The 16,553-nt window shown below is 54.0% G+C and carries 14 protein-coding genes and 3 pseudogenes; 6 read left to right on the top strand and 11 right to left on the bottom strand.

Annotation, left to right across the window (positions count from 1 at the left end):
- The first annotated feature begins 116 nt into the window (after positions 1-116).
- Both HA45_RS12690 and HA45_RS12685 read left to right on the top strand, forming a co-directional pair.
- Positions 117-1,321, top strand: a pseudogene (locus HA45_RS12690) (MFS transporter).
- Positions 1,322-1,342: 21 nt separating this feature from the next.
- The gene (locus HA45_RS12685) at positions 1,343-2,236 is read left to right on the top strand and encodes a siderophore-interacting protein (protein WP_100702880.1); all 894 of its coding nucleotides are present in this window, start codon (positions 1,343-1,345) and stop codon (positions 2,234-2,236) included.
- 449 nt (positions 2,237-2,685) lie between these two features.
- On the opposite strand, the gene HA45_RS28665 is transcribed toward HA45_RS12685, so the two are convergent.
- On the bottom strand, positions 2,686-2,814 hold the full coding sequence (locus tag HA45_RS28665) for a hypothetical protein (protein ID WP_276308765.1): 129 nt from the start codon (positions 2,812-2,814) through the stop codon (positions 2,686-2,688).
- A 603-nt stretch (positions 2,815-3,417) separates the two neighbouring features.
- Here HA45_RS28665 and HA45_RS29330 point away from each other — a divergent pair.
- Together HA45_RS29330 and HA45_RS12675 are read left to right on the top strand one after the other, a co-directional pair.
- A pseudogene (locus tag HA45_RS29330) lies at positions 3,418-4,365 on the top strand (sensor domain-containing diguanylate cyclase); the annotation flags it as partial.
- 973 nt (positions 4,366-5,338) lie between these two features.
- A pseudogene (locus HA45_RS12675) lies at positions 5,339-5,803 on the top strand (IS3 family transposase); the annotation flags it as partial.
- A gap of 111 nt (positions 5,804-5,914) precedes the next feature.
- Here HA45_RS12675 and HA45_RS12670 read toward each other — a convergent pair.
- Positions 5,915-7,303 carry an ISNCY family transposase gene (locus HA45_RS12670; protein ID WP_100703066.1) on the bottom strand — a complete coding sequence of 463 codons (1,389 nt, stop codon included), beginning with the start codon at positions 7,301-7,303 and terminating at the stop codon, positions 5,915-5,917.
- Between the two features lie 446 nt (positions 7,304-7,749).
- Between HA45_RS12670 and HA45_RS12665 the strand changes: the two genes are divergently transcribed.
- Positions 7,750-8,019 carry a hypothetical protein gene (locus HA45_RS12665; protein WP_100703065.1) on the top strand — a complete coding sequence of 90 codons (270 nt, stop codon included), beginning with the start codon at positions 7,750-7,752 and terminating at the stop codon, positions 8,017-8,019.
- A 14-nt stretch (positions 8,020-8,033) separates the two neighbouring features.
- Positions 8,034-8,372 carry a hypothetical protein gene (locus HA45_RS12660; RefSeq protein ID WP_100703064.1) on the top strand — a complete coding sequence of 113 codons (339 nt, stop codon included), beginning with the start codon at positions 8,034-8,036 and terminating at the stop codon, positions 8,370-8,372.
- A gap of 114 nt (positions 8,373-8,486) precedes the next feature.
- On the opposite strand, the gene HA45_RS12655 is transcribed toward HA45_RS12660, so the two are convergent.
- The 9 genes from HA45_RS12655 to HA45_RS12630 are packed head-to-tail and all read right to left on the bottom strand — an operon-like array spanning position 8,487 to position 16,368.
- Positions 8,487-9,062, bottom strand: a complete 576-nt coding sequence (locus HA45_RS12655) for an ABC transporter permease (RefSeq protein WP_244563445.1) — start codon at positions 9,060-9,062, stop codon at positions 8,487-8,489.
- Positions 9,059-9,292 carry an ABC transporter permease subunit gene (locus HA45_RS28170; RefSeq protein WP_244563438.1) on the bottom strand — a complete coding sequence of 78 codons (234 nt, stop codon included), beginning with the start codon at positions 9,290-9,292 and terminating at the stop codon, positions 9,059-9,061. Before HA45_RS28170 ends, HA45_RS12655 begins: the two co-directional genes overlap by 4 nt.
- On the bottom strand, positions 9,285-10,151 hold the full coding sequence (locus HA45_RS12650; protein WP_100703062.1) for an ABC transporter permease: 867 nt from the start codon (positions 10,149-10,151) through the stop codon (positions 9,285-9,287). The genes HA45_RS28170 and HA45_RS12650 overlap by 8 nt, the downstream gene beginning before the upstream one ends.
- Entirely contained in the window at positions 10,151-11,077 is a 927-nt protein-coding gene (locus tag HA45_RS12645; RefSeq protein ID WP_244563437.1) for an ABC transporter ATP-binding protein, read from the bottom strand. The genes HA45_RS12650 and HA45_RS12645 overlap by 1 nt, the downstream gene beginning before the upstream one ends.
- Before the next feature lie 17 nt (positions 11,078-11,094).
- Positions 11,095-11,232, bottom strand: coding sequence for a hypothetical protein (locus HA45_RS28165; protein ID WP_244563436.1), 138 nt, complete (start codon positions 11,230-11,232; stop codon positions 11,095-11,097).
- Entirely contained in the window at positions 11,229-11,822 is a 594-nt protein-coding gene (locus HA45_RS28660) for an ABC transporter substrate-binding protein (protein ID WP_280174514.1), read from the bottom strand. The genes HA45_RS28165 and HA45_RS28660 overlap by 4 nt, the downstream gene beginning before the upstream one ends.
- Positions 11,744-12,256: an ABC transporter substrate-binding protein gene (locus HA45_RS29325; protein ID WP_280174513.1), complete on the bottom strand. Its 513-nt coding sequence runs from the start codon at positions 12,254-12,256 to the stop codon at positions 11,744-11,746. Before HA45_RS29325 ends, HA45_RS28660 begins: the two co-directional genes overlap by 79 nt.
- A gap of 30 nt (positions 12,257-12,286) precedes the next feature.
- A complete protein-coding gene (locus HA45_RS12635; RefSeq protein WP_100703059.1) occupies positions 12,287-14,314 on the bottom strand; it encodes a hydantoinase B/oxoprolinase family protein in 2,028 nt (675 codons plus the stop codon).
- A complete protein-coding gene (locus HA45_RS12630; RefSeq protein ID WP_100703058.1) occupies positions 14,311-16,368 on the bottom strand; it encodes a hydantoinase/oxoprolinase family protein in 2,058 nt (685 codons plus the stop codon). The genes HA45_RS12635 and HA45_RS12630 overlap by 4 nt, the downstream gene beginning before the upstream one ends.
- Between the last annotated feature and the right edge of the window lie 185 nt (positions 16,369-16,553).

The following is a 16,553-nucleotide window of genomic DNA, read 5'->3' as shown; positions in this document are numbered from 1 at the left end:
TGATAATGATTATCGTTATGATAAGTATTCCATTTACATTGACAACTGTTTTTGCAATATTTACATACAACTTAAGTCATATATCTCCCTGTATTTAACGGTGTCTTTACATTTAAATGTTAGTTATTTCAGCTTTGTTTAGTAAGGGAGTGATAAGTCGGTCTTCATGGCCACTGGCTGTTTGCGCCGGTTTGTTGGGAATTGGTCAGAACGGTTTACTGGTCGTGCTACCACATCTGGTGAAGATGACCGGTCTGACCCTGTCAACATGGGCGGGTTTATTACTCTTAGGTTCTATGCTCTTTCTACCGGCTTCTCCCTGGTGGGGACGAGTGTCCGAAGTCAGGGGATGTAAATATGTTGTTGTGGCGTCGCTTGCCGGGTATTTGTTGAGCTTTGGCGTACTGGCTTTAGTGGTTGGCCTGATGTCAGTAAAAGTACTTGGTTCAGGTATGGGGCTTGCAGGTCTGCTCCTCTCCCGCATTATTTATGGTCTGTCCGTATCGGGCATGGTGCCTGCCGCGCAAACGTGGGCAATGCAACGATCGGGGCCTGAGCAGAGAATGGCTGCACTGGCGACCATCAGTTCCGGCATCAGCTGTGGAAGATTGCTGGGCCCCCCTCTGGCTGCAGCGACCCTGAGTCTTGGCCCTATGGCGCCTTTGTGGTTAATGGCGATTGCACCTTTTTCGCATTGATACTCATCGGCGCGCAATACAGTGATCCCCCTCTTGGTGTGATTCCACATCAATCCGCACGTTTTCACCGCCGATTGCTGCCCTTTATGTGTCTTGCTCTGTTGCTCGCGATCGGTATCAGCCTGATGCAGATTGGTCTTGCCCCTCTGTTGAGTGATTTTATTCAAGTGCCAGATACCGTCAGTCGTCATCTGGCCTGGCTGCTCAGTCTGGCAGCGTTAAGCACATTGCTGGCACAATTTCTGGTGGTGCGCCCACAGCGCCTGGGCATTACCTCACTGATATTTTTTGCAGCATTACTCATGAGCGCAGGGTTGGCCATGATGATGACAGGCAATTTACCGGCGTTATATGCTGGGATTGTGGTGACCTCCTTTGGTGCTGCAATGGCCACGCCGGCCTATCAGTTACTGATAAACCAACAGTTATCCATCGGCAAAGGAGCCGGTCTGATAGCGACCAGTCATACTCTCGGTTATGGCGTCAGTGCGTTGCTGGTTCCCTTCATCACGTGGCTGGCAGGACAGAACAACTTAATCGCAGGCGCCTGGGTGGCATCCGTATTGTTCCTGATATTGACCTGCCGACTGGTGTTCATCTCTCAATCAAAAATTACGCGCTGAGCGCAAGGGTAGAAAACCAGTATGGCCATCGTTCCCGGTTACCGTTTATTCAATGTCACACTCCTGCACAAGAGATGGCTGACGCCTTCATTAATGAGTTGTGTGTTCATCGGTGATCAGGCAGGGAAGATGAAGATAGACGGCCCCGATCAGCGCATCAAAATACTCTTTCCCTCATCAAACGGTCTCTCCTTATCGTTAACGGATGACGGCGACTGGTGGGGACAATTAAGAGGCATGCCACCCGAAAAACGCCCGATATCTCGTACTTATACACTGCGCCACGTCAATGCGGCTGAAAGCCAGATGGAAGTGGAATTTGTCATTCATGGCACAGAAGGTCCTGCATCAGCCTGGGTTTTATCCGCTATGCCAGGCGATCCCCTGCAAATGGTTGCGCCTAACCGTGAACACAAGGCGGACAGCGGTGGTTATGAGTGGAAACCGGCTCCTGAGGTGGAACGGGCATTAATCATTGCCGATGAGACAGCGTTACCTGCAGTAAAGGGGATTTTGGCGCAACTGGATATGATGCCTTCAGCACCCCAGGTACAGGTGTTCCAGGAGACACCTTCAGAGGATGACATCGTTGATCTGAGCCACTACACGTTTGCTGAGATCGTCTGGTTACCACGTAACAGGATGAATGCTCCATACGGCACAGCATTATTGCAAGCGGTAAAAGAGCGTGTGTTTATTCCAGAGTACGCTACGGCCACTTGTGATAACGATGATAATGAAACCGAACACGAGGATTTGTGGCAAAGCGCTGCGGCGAGTAATAATCGATTTTATGGCTGGGTGGCAGCGGAGTCATCCGCTGTTAAACATATTCGCCGCTATCTGGTCGGGAAGCGGAAAGTTGTGCCTGGGTTATTGAGTTTTATGGCGTACTGGTGTGCGGGGAAAGGGTGAAAGCATTTGTAGTATCCCTGCTGCAGGATAATCCTTAATTCTACACTGCTGCAGCGTTGCAGTGATATTATCGGAGATGCCTCGGGCTGCGGAATCGCGCAGGCCCTGAAAGAGTTCATATAACTCAGTCAACAATGCAATGGCGTATATGTCGTCCTAATCAAACTGGATCCGGAAACCGTCCGGGCCTATCAGCATGCCTTTTTGCCACTTCAGGTAGTGAGCGGCCCCTGACCCAAGGAGAATGGTCCCGGGTTCTGGTGTGGCCGGATTGCCAGTAGACCCGGGTATCTCCGATGATAGAAAACCGATACTCGCTTTCTTCAGAAATCACGAAAGCTAAGCTGGTCTTACCCGGAGAACCAGTTTCTAAACCCCTAAAAGCCAATAATTGCCGGTAGACAGCATCGGCATCGAATCCAGAATTGCTCAGCTTTTGGCGTGAGCGCTCAGCCAGTCAACATATTGCGGGCGTGCGATACATTGATCAAACCATCAGCAATCATAAATAGCGTACACCGTCCGGTTTCCACCACCTGAAACCGATCAAGTTGCTCTTCCCGATTGTCCTGAGACATATATGTCCATCCCGCCACCATATTCCATGATAACTTTTGTATGGGTTTGACAAGACCAGCCTTCTGCTTCCCCCCGCTGCACAGTTGCTTTCCACTTGTCGATTTTGCGGTGAGAGAGCCCGCAGACTTCTTCCTGCATGTAACCGGTGCGAACCTTATAGATACCTGTACCTTATTTCCCTACGGTTTTGACAATTACCGGAAGAAGTTCATCAGTGAGGTGCGCTGCCATTCGCCGGTCGACAACACCCTGAATATCTTTGAGCCGGTTAACTTCGCTTGTTGGGAAAACAGCAGGTGCTTGCTCGTAACGGAAAGGCAGGTTTTCCTCTAAAGTTGGTCGACAAATCTGTCGGAGATATCAAGTTCTACTTCAATTTTCCGGTGTTCTGCCAGAAAAGCATTAAACCTTTCACTGAACCAATTAGGTATAGGTGCCACGCTGATTTTTAATCGACCAACAGCGCTCTCCGTTGAAGCCAGCATTGCATTCTGTATATGGTCAATTTCTTCCAGGATCCGCAATGCATGGCTAAAAAAGCGCTCACCTTCATAGGTCAGTGAGATTATACGAGTATTACGCTGCAGTAACTGTGCACCCACACCACCGATCGTTATCTGACCACGGCGCAGCGTGAGCTCGCCTGGAGCGCCGGGCAGATTAAGGGGCTTAATGAACCGGGGCACCTTCGGGACGAGAACGATCGCCTGCGGCTGCAGTCGAGCTTTTTTAATACCGTAGTGGTGGTTAACCGCGACGCTGTTATCACCGCGACCTCGCCGGAAAGCCTTAGCCTCATCGGTATAAAGTTGCATTCCGACGCCAGCAGACAGGCCATTACCACACAGAAGCCGTTTATCTCATCGCCCTTTACCTCTGCAACAGGTAACTACTTGATCTTCCTGTCGCAGCCCCTTATTAAGCCGGACGGAAATTATCTGGGCTACATAGGCTGCACCATCTTCCTCAAAAAGCAGAGCATGCTGAGCGACATTCTCAGCCTGCATATTTACGCGCGCGGATCCAGCGTCACGCTGTGGCGGCTCGCATGGCTGCGCTCAGCGACGAGGCCACGAGCGATCCGATTACCGGGCTCTACAACCGCCGTGCCTTTACGCTGCTGGCAGACAGGAACCGTGATGACGCAACTCAGTGCGTCATAGCCATTGACATCGACCACTTTAAAAAAAATCAACGACTGGTACTGCCATGAAGCGAGTGATGCGGTACTGATAAGCCTTGCCGGCCTGCTGCGGCAGACCTGCCGCGCGGATGACGTGGTCAGCCGTTTTGGCGGAGAAGAGTTTATTGTCCTTCTGCCCCGGACGTCTGGGGAGGATGCGGCCCGGACGGCGGAGCGCATCCGCGAATTAATCAGCTCCACAACGTTCCCGTACGTGGGGGGCATGACGGTATCTGCCGGAGTAGCCGCGCTGGCAAACAGTGCCGGAGACAGGGATACGATGCTTCGCCGGGCAGATGAAGCACTCTATCAGGCGAAGAGCGCAGGGCGTAACGCGGTGATTGTAGCAGGTCCCGGGAGTATCTGACGTCGTGAAGAGCAGGGATCATGAGCACTCTTCTTTTTTGGCAGCATTTCTGTCGCTGGAGGCCCGAGATTAAGGTCCAGAGCAATGTAAAATTTTTTGTGAGGGCCACCCCTCTGCTCTGTTTTTGTTGTTTGATGCTCAGCAACCGGAAATAGTGTGAGGCGTGACTCTGTTCTTTAACTGCATTGCTGCAATTAGCGCCATACATTAACACAGAGAGCCTTTGCGGTTATAATCTGCATCTCTATGACCTGATTCCCCGGATAAGCAACAGCACTGTAAAAAGGTTATGATAAAACTGGCTCCGAAGCATTTTCGTCTTCTTTCCTTGATGCAGGAAAGAGAATCGGTACCGGCAGACATAATGCCTGCCGTAATGGCGACGCTCGTAAGAGTGCGACTGGCCGAATTTTTTGCGGCGAAGAATGGCGAAGAGTCAGTGAGCGCTACCGCCTGACGGCGAGGGGAAAAAGGGTTCTAATGGCGTACGATGCCAGGATTAAGCGGGACCAGCAACGCAGCAAATGTCAGGGAGGCAGCAGGCGGTGCGAGAAAAAACCTGAGGATGACATAACGTAAAATTTGGCAGCAATTAAGCCAGTTTACGTTAGCAGGCCGTACTTTTTTCCGGACTGTACACATGCTCCCACGTAAATAACTTTTTTTTATAAAAATCGTTTTTCTTTTCATTTTTCCTGAGCAGAAGAAGTCATTATCTCTGAACCCTGAGAGCCGTCTGCTACAACGCTTATTGTAGCAGTGGTTTTTCTGCATTGATTTAAAGTCTGTACGCTCCAGATGATGTGTAGCAGGATATTCATCTGAGGCGCCCCCACAGATGACAGTCAGTAAAGTTATCTGTCTGCACGGTTTACAGATAGGGGTAGTATTCGGGCTTGACGAAGGGTTCACACGAACTAAGCTTCTCCTGATTCTAATAACAATTGCAGTATGAAATCCGCATTGCTTTATCGAGTTCAAGCTTCCGGCCGGCAAGGTCTACCTGTCGCCAGTCATTGACTGTTTTGATGGCAAAGTGGTGAGCGGGACCATAGGAACACGGCCGGATGCAAAACTGGTGAATGCCATGCTGGATGATGCGATCGATACGCTCAGAGAACATGAAAGACCGGTGATACATAGCGACAGAGGCAGCCATTACCGGTGGCCGGGATGGCAGGATCGTATCAAAGCATCGGGTCTTATAAGGTCCATGTCGCGCAAAGGTTGCTCATCGGATAATGCAGCGTGTGAAGGCTTCTTCGGGCGGGTCAAAAATGAAATGTACTACGGCAGAAGCTGGGCGGGCATAACGCTGGAAGATTTTACGTGCTTCCTGGACATGTACATACGCTGGTATAACAAGAGTGGGATCAAAATATCATTAGGTGCAATGAGTCCGGTAAGTTACCGGCGGCATCTGGGGATCACAACATAACAGTCCGGGAAAACATCTGCATCTCCAAAGCAATTATTTAACATAATCACCACCCGAATTTTGTTGAAGCTGCTTTTAAATGTCCGGGTTTCAGCTAAATTGAAATGTCCGTCAGGTCTTGCCGAATATCTCCTGGCTGCGGGTCTGTAAGTCAGCAAGCGCTTCGAGCAAGTCATTTTCATTCAGTGCCCGTTGGGGCTTTCTGGTCGGATCCTTTTTGCGTGTCCTGTGCGTTGTCGGTACTGACAGCGATCGCGTGTTGTCGCGTTTATCCTGTATCAACTTAGCTGCCGCCAGGGCATGTCCCAGCCGTTTGTTTTCTACAATCGCTCCCTGGTCAACCTCAGCCAGCCGATCATAGGCAGAGCAGGGAAGTGCTGCATTGTTTCCCCAGAGTGTAATTCTGCCATCGGGATAGTGGTACACCTCAATGTATTTCCCCATTACGCGTCGACTTTTCTCATTGTCTTCAAGCAGATAAAGAGTTTTATCATACTGAACTGTAAGTGATTTTGAGACCCGGCGAGGTTCCCGCCACGTAAATATCTGCTCCAGATTATCACCAGCATCAAGCGGCCGGTGAACGTCAAAATCGTGCCTTGGTGCCTTCGAAAATCGCCGGTTGTAGTCTGCCATGAACTCAGCGGCAAAGGCGTTGGCGGCTTCCGGCGTGCTGATTTTGCGCAGCCTCAGCTCTTTGACCAACCGGTCCTGAAGCGTCAGATGTGCACGCTCGACGCGGCCCTTGGCAGAACTGGTGTTGGCGCAGATGCCCGTGATGTTGAGCTCGTTCATCGCGCGCCCGAACTGCGTCTGGCCGTCACCGCCAGCCGCATTTTTGTTGTTAATGCGAAAAATGCTGGCTTTGTCGCTGTAGAATGCCAGCGGCTTACCGTGCTGCTCCAGATAGCCGCGCGTGGCGTCAAAATAGGTGAACGTGGACTCAGATTTTACGAAGTGGAGCTGCATCAGGCGACTGGTCGCGTCATCAACGTAAACCAGCAGCGTACAGGCAGGTCCGCGTTCCTCAAACCAGCGGTGATCGCAGCCGTCAATCTGTATCAGTTCACCAACGCAGGCGCGACGATACCGCGGCTGCTGGACCCTAGGCGCACGCATTTTCCGGGGGATCCAGAGTCCGGCTCGTACCATCAGCTGACGCACAGTCTCTTTAGCCAGCACAACGTCATGGAGTTCGGCCAGCTTCTCGCAGGCGAGCGTCGGACCAAAGTCGGCGTAGTTATCGCGGATGATGCCCAGAGCAAGTTCAGCAAGGCCAGGCACAAGCTGGCGATTACCACGCAATCCACGGCGGCGGTTCGCCAGTGCCAGCGGCCCGGACTCGCGATAACGCGCAAGCAGACGCCGACAGTGCCGATCCGTTATGCCAAGTCGTAGTGATGCATGCGAGGTTGTAAGCAGGCCATCAATGACGTCCTGCAAGATCTTGAGGCGGTTAACTTCATTCATCGTAAAGCACTCCGAACCGTAAGCCGTCATCAGTTGCGTCCTCAGCCGGGAAACCCTGGAAAAAGGACGATAAAGCGGACATCTCAATATAGCCAGAGGCGGACATCTGAATTTAGCCACTACAAATTTAATGCATGTAATACTTATTATGTTAAATGTAATATGCACTTAAGTAAACTTCAGCGTTCAACCTCTTTAAGAAGCACTCAGTCTCTAAAAAATCTAACCCCTATTGCTATTACCCAGATCAAACACACCAATATCAGTTGGTGGATAAATATGCACTCTATAAGTACACGGTGATAAAGTGAGTCAAAGGCCATGCTAAGGGCCGCGTGTGGTGAAACTATAAATAGCTGTCTTCATGAGGTTGGAAAGAACCTCAAGGCCTAACCACTAAAGGAATCGAATTACTTGCCCTTGGAAATGCACAGCTCTGATTTGCTGGTGCATCGTCCAAATACCGGAGTATCTCAATGTCACAAACTATGTCCCAGAAACTTGCACGAGACAGCCTTGGAAATGCTGAAACCTTTGCAGGAGGTGTGTACGTAACCAAAAACGGAGTAGCGGAATTATTCATTCAGACTGCCGCTGAACGGGATGCGGAACTGCGTGAGATACAGGAAGAGCGAAACATTAACGCCCTTTTCAAGCTGGCAACGCTGGCTAAAAAAGAAATTGAAGACGGCAAGGGCATGACTCCGGATGAAGCCAGGAGAAAACTGCGTGAAGCCAGAAAATAACAGCGAGGTGTTAGGTGTCAGTGCCGTTCAATGTGATCATTGCGCCAATTGCGGTGCATAGTCTGTCGGATATTGAATCCTATAAAAGTGGTTTCATTGTGGCCCATCGCGCCATGGAGTTGGTCGATTATCTTCTCGACGATGCGATAGAAGCTATCAGCCAGGATCCTGTGAGATACCGTTTCAACTTCCTTCTTCAGAACCGCGGTATGTTACTGCGTAAGCACCTGGATGTAGATAACGAGTATCGCGTGATTTACGACTTTGATGGCACCAACATCGAAATTCTGATGTTTGTCAGCATGAAACAGGATTTTGAAAAGCATCTGTATCGGTACAACTTACTGTACTGACACTTAATGCCCGGCAAGCCGGGGATTTCTTATTCATGTCTGATGCCATATCTATTACTTAATGCTGAGCTGATGACCATTCTTTCTCCACTCCTACTGGGTTAACCTAGTCAGCTAACTTAACTTCACCAGCCCAATTGTTTTCTCAATCACAACCAAAATCAGCACCGCAAAGATTATGAAGATCACCGAAATAGCATTCACCGTCGGATCAAAAGTCTGATCTACATAGTTAAATACCCGAACCGGCACGGTAATAGTGTCTGGCGCGCTGAGAAACAGGCTTACTGATACTTCACCAAATGAGGTTACTGCCGCAAATACCGCACCGGCCAGAATGCCAGGCTTAATCAGCGGCAGCGTGACGTGGCGAAATGTATACCAACGCCCTGCGCCCAAACTCATCGACACTGCTTCGAGCCGCTTATCCATTGCCGCCAGACTCACGCTAACGGTGCGCACCACATACGGCAGCGCCACTACCACATGTCCAATCACAAGCCCGCTGATCATCCCGGCGATGCCCGTTGCCGTTAGCACATAGAGCAGCGCAATCCCCAGCACCACTTGGGGAATCATCAGCGGCGACAGAATAAACGCCTGCATTACCTCGCGATAGCGGAACTCCAGCCGTGCCAGCGACCAGGCGGCAAAGGTGCCGAGCACCACGGTAATCGGTGTGACGATCACCAGCAGCAACGCGCTGATCCAAAGCGATGCGATCCAGCCGTCATCCTGTAATAGCGCGCTGAACCAACGCAGCGAAAATCCCTGCGGAGGAAACTGCGGGTAAGGTTCAGGCTAAATGCCGAAAGCATAATCACCAGCACCGGCAGCGCTAAAAAGGCGTAAATCAAAATGCCCGCCAGAGTCACGCCGAACCGCGTTAGCTGCTGCGACAAACTTTGAGTGTTATCCATGATTCTTTTTCTCCCAGCGTTTCAGGAACGCACCCGCAATCCCGGCGACAATCAAGGTCATCACCAGCAGCGTCAACGACAGCGCCGCCGCCAGCGGCAGGTTGGCGATCTGCATCGCTTGCTGATAAATGGCAATCGGCAGCAGCGGCTGTAAGCGCCCACCAATCAGCAACGGCGTAATGTAGCTGCCCGCCGCGAGGGAGAAGACGATAATGAAACCGGTCAGCATGCCGGGCAGCGTCAAAGGCAGCACCACGCGGCGGAAAGTCATCGCTGGGGTGGCACCGAGACTCATCGCCGCCAGCCGTAGCGAGGGCGCGATTTCGTTTAGCGAGGTGATCAGCGGCAACACGGCAAACGGGAGCATTACCTGTACATAAGCGATGATAACCGCATTCATGTTCCACAACAGGCTGAGCGGCTGTGGAATCAGGCCGGTAAAAAGCAGGAAGCCATTGATCAAGCCGTTCTGAGCCAGCAGCACAATCCAGGCGAAGGTGCGGATAACCACGCTGGTAAGCAACGGTGAAATCAGAATGACATACAGCAGCGTGCGCCATCCGCGCCGCTGTGTCGTCACCAGTAGCCACGCCGCCGGCCACGCCAGCAGTACGGTGATGGCGGCGGTGAGTAGCGACACCCACAGCGTGGTCCACAGCGCGTGCAGATATTGCGGATCGGTAAACACCGTCGCATATTGCGCCAGGCTGTAGCCCGGCAGCGGATTAAGCAGGCTATCAACGTTGGTCAGACTTTGGTCGAACAGTTGCAGCAGCGGCACCAGCAAAAACAGTAGCAGGAACATTAATGATGGCGTCAGCAGTAACCAGGGAAACAGATTTCGCGTAGAAATCTTCATCAGGCGGACTCCTGCGCAGGCAGCACGATGACATCCGCCGCTTGCCAGTGCAGACAACAGCGATCGCCCGGCACCGGCAGCTGTGAGAAGTGCGCCTCTGCGGGTTGTACGCTGATCTCGCCGCCGCCCGGCAGCTGACACACCAACCGCAAGGTCGCGCCGGCAAAACTCACTTCTTTCACGATGGCGATACTGCCATTGCTGTCAAAATGCTGCGGTTCGTAGGAGAACTGCACACGCTCCGGACGTACAATCAGCAACGATGAGGTGCTTGCCGGTTGCGCTGCGGCCAGTTGCAGCGCATTACCGGCTGCGACAAAGTGATCGCGCGCCAGATAAAGCCCATTCTGCGCAGAAACATGAAACAGATTGGCCTGTCCGACAAACTCGGCGACGAAACGATTCGCCGGCTGGCGATAAAGCGTGGCTGGCGCGCCAATTTGCTGTAGCTCGCCCTGCCCGATAATGCCAATGCGATCCGAAAGCGTAAGCGCTTCTTCCTGATCGTGCGTTACCAACACCGTGGTGATGCCAACGCGCTGCTGCAACGCGCGCAGCTCGTCCTGCATCTCCTTGCGTAGGCGCGCATCAAGGTTCGACAGCGGTTCATCCAGTAAAAGCACCTGCGGCTCAATAGCCAGCGCGCGTGCTATCGCCACGCGCTGCTGTTGACCGCCGGAAAGCTGATGCGGCATGCGCTGCGCAAGTCCTTCCAGCCGCACTTGCTTCAGCGCTTCGGCGACGCGACGCTGCTGTTCACTGCGCGTTACTTTGCGCACCTTCAGCCCGAATGCGACGTTGTCGCCTACACTCAGATGCGGAAATAGTGCGTAGTTCTGAAACACCATGCCGATGTGGCGCTGATACGGCGGCAGCGCGGTGACATCCTTACCACCAATCAACACGCGACCGTTATTGGGCGACAAAAATCCGGCGATGATATTCAGCAGCGTGGTTTTCCGCAGCCACTCGGCCCGAGCAGGGAGAAAAACTCTCCCTGCTCGATGGTGATGCTGACGTCATTCAGGGCGCGGTGGTTATCAAACTGCCGCGCTACGCCGTCAATGACGACTGAACTCATTTGGCACCGCCGAGTGCCTGACTCCAGCGACGGGTCCAGTCTGCCAGCTGCGGCGTGGCGGTGCTGTAATCAATCCATATCAGTTTGCTGTACGCCTCTTCGCCTACTTTCACCTGCTTTTTCAGGTTATCGCTGTACTGCACGTTCTTGTTGGTCATGCCATACAGTGATTTATCTGAGAAGGCTTTCTGCACCTCGGGCGCTGACATGGCGTTTACTAGTTTGTAGGCATTGGCAAGGTTAGGCGCACCCTTTGGAATCACCCAGTTCGCTGCACCCACAACCGGGCCGTCGGATGGATACACGAAATCGACTTTCATGCCTTGCTGCTTCAGTGCAAACACACGTCCATCCCAGTACGGCACGACCCAGGCATCACCGCGCTCCAGCAGGGTTTGAATCGCGCCCGGACTGTCCGGGAAAGCCACCGCATTGCCGCGCAGATCCGCAAGTTTGGCGAAGGCTTTATCGACAGCGGCAGGCTGATTAAGCTCGCCGCCCAACGCATGCACTAAGCCCGCGAAGAACTGTAAACCAGCAGCGTAGGTCGCGATGAAATCGCCACGTGGCCTTTGTATTCCGGGTTCCACAAGTCGAGCCAGCTTTTCGGCGGGTTTTTCACCAAATCGCTACGATAAGCGAGCCCTAGCTGGCCAAGGCTGAATGCGGCGGCGTAGGTTTGATTGTCATAAACAAAGCGCGACTGCACGCTCTTATACAAATTATTCAGGTTGGGAATATCTTTAGCATCAAGCGGCTGCAGCAAACCTGCCGCCTGCGCGCGCTGCACGGTATCGGGCTGGAACACTACCACGTCATATGGCGAACGGCGGCCTTTAGCGGCACGCAACTTGGCAAACCACTCTGCATCCGCACCCGGCACCACGGTCAGCTTGAGGTGATTATCTTTAGCAAACTGCTCCAGACCGGACGCACGAATATTTTTCTCCCAGTCACCGCCATAAACCCCGACGATCACCGAGTCTGAAGTTTCAGCCGCGCTCGCCGCACCGCTGATTAACACGCCCACCAGAGCGGTGAGCAGTATTTTTTATTAAACTGGCGCATGGCCATCTCCTGGTATTGAGGTAATTGACGCTGAAAGTTCACTTTCCAGCGCGCGCAGCGCATCGACAAACGTCTGGCGCGCTTTCGCGGACGCTGGAGAAGTTGAACGGGGAAAATCTACCGGTAACTGCGCTAAGGCGGCAGCAAACACCGCTGAGCGATGTCGCTGGCGTTCGGCCGGACTGAGTGGATAAAGCAGAAGATTGAGTCGCGTCAGCAGATCACCATCGAACAGCGTCTGCCAGTTATCGCGCGCCTCGCCGAATGAGGATGACGCCGCACGCGGTTGACTGCGCAGGGCTGCTGTAGCCGCTGCATCAATGCCGTGATGGTTCAATACCACGCCATAGTGTTGCGCCGCATCGGCGTGGCTCAGCAAGTGGTTATCGACATCCTTTTGCACTGCCAGTGCATCACGCTTAAAGGGATCACCCCAGCCGCCTCCGCCGGGAGTTTGCAGCAGGACTTCGTCACCGGCGTTAACGCTCAGAAGATCGATCTTGCCGAGTGACTGACCGCCAGAGTCATCAGGGTTGAGCGTCAACGTGGTGGATTGCCCTGGATGACCACCCTGTACGCCCCACGGCTGGAACAGCATGCGTTCCATGCCACGTGCCAGAAGCGTGCTGTCATTCTGCAGGATGCGTACGCGAATCTGCTGGCCCATGCCACCGCGCCACTCTCCAGCACCAGCAGAACCGGGTCGCAGTGCGTACTGGCGGATTTCGATATGGGTTTCCGCTTCCACCATCTCTACCGGATTATTCGCCAGGTTTGAGATGCTGTTGTCGCGCCCATCGATGCCATCGCGTCCCCAGCGCGCCCCGCCGCCACCGACCATGGGTTCAATCACCTGAACATTCTGTTCGCGGCCATTGCGCGCCACTTCGGCAATCACCAGCGGAATAATGGTGCCGCCGCTGGCGGCGGGCATTACGTTAGGCAATGGCTGACCCAGCAAGCCGTTCAGCAGATCGTTAACACGCACCGCCGCTGCATGGCGGACGCCAACTGCAGCCGGATAATGTGGATTGACCAGTGAGCCAGCGGGTGCAAACAGCGTCACCGGCGAGAGTAAACCGGCATTCAGCGGTACGCTTTTATCCAGCGTGCACACCAGCGCCAGAATGCGCAGGGTTAGCCACGCATGCGGATCGCCGTGGCTGGGAATGTTGATCGCTGCCGCTACCTGCGCATCACTGCCGGTGAAATCGAGATGCACATTGCCATCATTAAAGGTGGCGGTGATAGCAAGCCGCACCGGCAAGCCGCTGCCTGTGGCGTCATCAAGGTAATCTTCAAACTGATAGACACCGTCGGGGATGCGGCGCAGCACCTGGCGCGCGCGTATTGCCGAGTAAGCCTGCAAATCCTGCTGCGCCTGCACCACGTTCTGTACGCCATGCTGCGCTACGATGCGATTGAGGCGGTCGCGGCCGGCATTCAGCGCGGCCAGCATCGCCTGAATATCGCCAGCTATCGCATCCGGTGTGCGGCTGTTGGCGGTGAGAATGTTCATCACATCGCGATTGAGTTCGCCGGCGCGCACCAGCTTAACCGGTGGAATTTGCAGCCCCTCCTGATAAATATCACTGTTGGTGGGCGAGATGCTGCTCGGTACGCGACCGCCAACGTCGGAAGCGTGTAAAAAAGCCCAACCCCACGCCACTAATTCGCCGTCGATGAACCACGGCGCCAGCACCTGCAAATCCGGAAGATGCGTCGCCAGTCCGCGCGAACGCCACGGATCATTAGTCAGGATCACATCACCAGGCGCGACGTCGCCGACCGCCTGAATTGCGGTGAGTGCGTTGAGTCCCACAAAACCGGAGACGCCAATGCCTTTCGGATAGGCAAAGAAGCGGCCCTGCAAATCGGCCACCGCGCAGCAAAAATCGGCGGTTTCCTTCACGTAAAGGGTGCGTCCGGTACGTTGCAGGATATGGCACATCTCTTCGGTAAGCGCGGTGAGTTTTTGGTTGAGAATTTCGAGGGTGATGGCATCCAGTTTCATGATGCGTCTCCCGTTGCGCGAGCGATCAGCAGATTGCCGCTTTCATCGGCGCGCGCTGACCAGCCAGGTAAGATCAGCGTGGTGGTATCGTCTTGCTCGATCACCGCCGGGCCAACGATTTGGGTCTGCTTGCCGATGTTGATGCGCTGCCAGATACGCGCATTCACCCAAGCTCCCTGGAGATAAAGTGGGCGCGAACGTGACTCATCAAGCTTAGTTATGGCGTCAAAGGATTTATCTGTCGGACGCGGCAGCGCGGCATTCAGCGACAGCCGCAGCGTGGTCAGTTCAATAGCCGCGTCAGGCGTGCTGAAGCCATAACGCTGCTGATGAAGTTGTTGGAAACGTTCCAGCAAATGCGGATGCGTGATGGTCTCCGGGCTACCGAGGCTGACGCTGAGTTCGTACGCTTGTCCGGCATAGCGCATATCCGCTTCCACCCGATAATGGGCTCGCTCGCTTAGACGGCTGGCCTGTTCGACAAACCACGTTTGCGCCAGCTGGTGCAGCTCAGTAACGGTTGCGGCGATTTTGCCGTAGCTTTCCGACGTGACATTGATGCGCAGACTGCGCACAAAATCGCGGCGGATATCAGCGCTGATTGCACCCTCGGCGCAGAACGTGCCGGGACGCTGCGGCACCAGTATGCGATTGATGCCCGCTTCTTCGGCGAAAAAGTTGGCGTGCGTCGGGCCCGCGCCGCCAAAGGGAATCAGCGTCAAGCCATCGGCTGTCAAACCGCGCTGCGCCAGCGCTTTGTTCAGTTCAGTCGCCATCTGCGCCGTTGCCAGCGCGATAGCGCCGCTGGCCACCTGTTCGGCATCAAGCCCTAAGGTTTCGCCCAATTTGCTCAGCGATTGATGCGCGGCGGCATGATCCAGCTTAATTGTGCCCGCCAGCGCCGCCTCGGCGGACAAGATGCCGCTCACCAGATAGCAATCGGTAAGCGTGGGTTGCGTGCCGCCGCGCTGATACGAAACCGGGCCCGGATCGGCGCCCGCGCTGTCGGGACCCACTTTAAGAATACCGAAATCATCGATATGCACGATGGAGCCGCCGCCGGCACCAATCGCCGATACACCCACCACCGGCAGAATTAGCGGCAGGCCGCCAATCTCGGTGCGGTTGACGCGTTCGATTTCGCCCTGCTCCGACAGCGAAATATCGCTGCTGGTGCCGCCCATATCAAAGGAGACGAAGCCAGCACCGGATGCCAGATGTGCCGCAGCAATTACGCCCGAGGCTGGTCCGGAGAGCAGCGTGTCCACCGGTCGCTGGAGAGCGGCCTCCAGCGGCAGCACGCCGCCGTTGGAGGCGGTGATCAGTAAGGGAACGCCAATCGCCTGCTGCGCCAGTAAATCGCTCAGCCGGTTAAAGTAGTGCTGCATCAGCGGCTGAATATAGGTATTCAACCCGGCTACCAGCGTGCGTTCATATTCACGGATTTCCGGCCAAAGCTGCGCCGAAGAGAGTACCGTTACATCACCTAAACTTACGGCCAGCGTTTTTGCCAGCTCTGCTTCAAGTAATGGATTGGCATAACCGTTAATGGTCACCAGTGCCACCGCACTAACGTTGAGTTGCAAAACGTCGGATGCCACCTTTGCAAGTTCAGCCTCGGTTGGCCACTGAGTGACTTCACCAGCGGGATTAAAACGCGCCGGGATCTCCAGCACGCGCTGTCGCGATAAAAAGGGCGGCTCGCGGTCGGCATGAAAATCGAAAGAGGACGGCATGCGAGCACGTGCGATCTCCAGCACATCTCGGAAACCGCTACTGATGACCAGTGCAATATCGGCGCCGCGCCGCTGGATAATGGCATTGAGGCCCAGCGTTGTGCCGTGCAGCACCAACGACAATGCGCTGGCAGGCAGTCCGCTCTTTACCAGCACGGCGCGCAGCCCGTCGCTGACCGCCATAGCGGGATCGGCGGGCGTGCTGGGCTGTTTATGAAAAAAACGTTGCTGGCGTTGTGGATCAAATAAAACAAAATCGGTAAAGGTTCCTCCGACATCCACGCCGACTGTCGCTCCGGCTGGGGGGCTATTATCCACCTTAATTCTCCTGCATTACTGGTGACTTAGCGTCGTAAGGCGATAATCTCCGTTGCTTTACCATGCAATACGAGCAACAAAAATGACTAAGCTTTGCTGGAATGCGCATGAAGAGGGGCTTAGCTGCGTGGTAGCAATGGTTCGCGCAAATGCGTCTAAGTCGGAACGGTGGAATAATTTATCTT

This window comes from Pantoea rodasii, from assembly GCF_002095465.1.
GTDB classification, from domain to species: Bacteria; Pseudomonadota; Gammaproteobacteria; order Enterobacterales; family Enterobacteriaceae; genus Pantoea; species Pantoea rodasii.
Note: the sequence above shows the minus strand (reverse complement) of the source record. Positions and strands in the feature narration are given on the sequence as shown.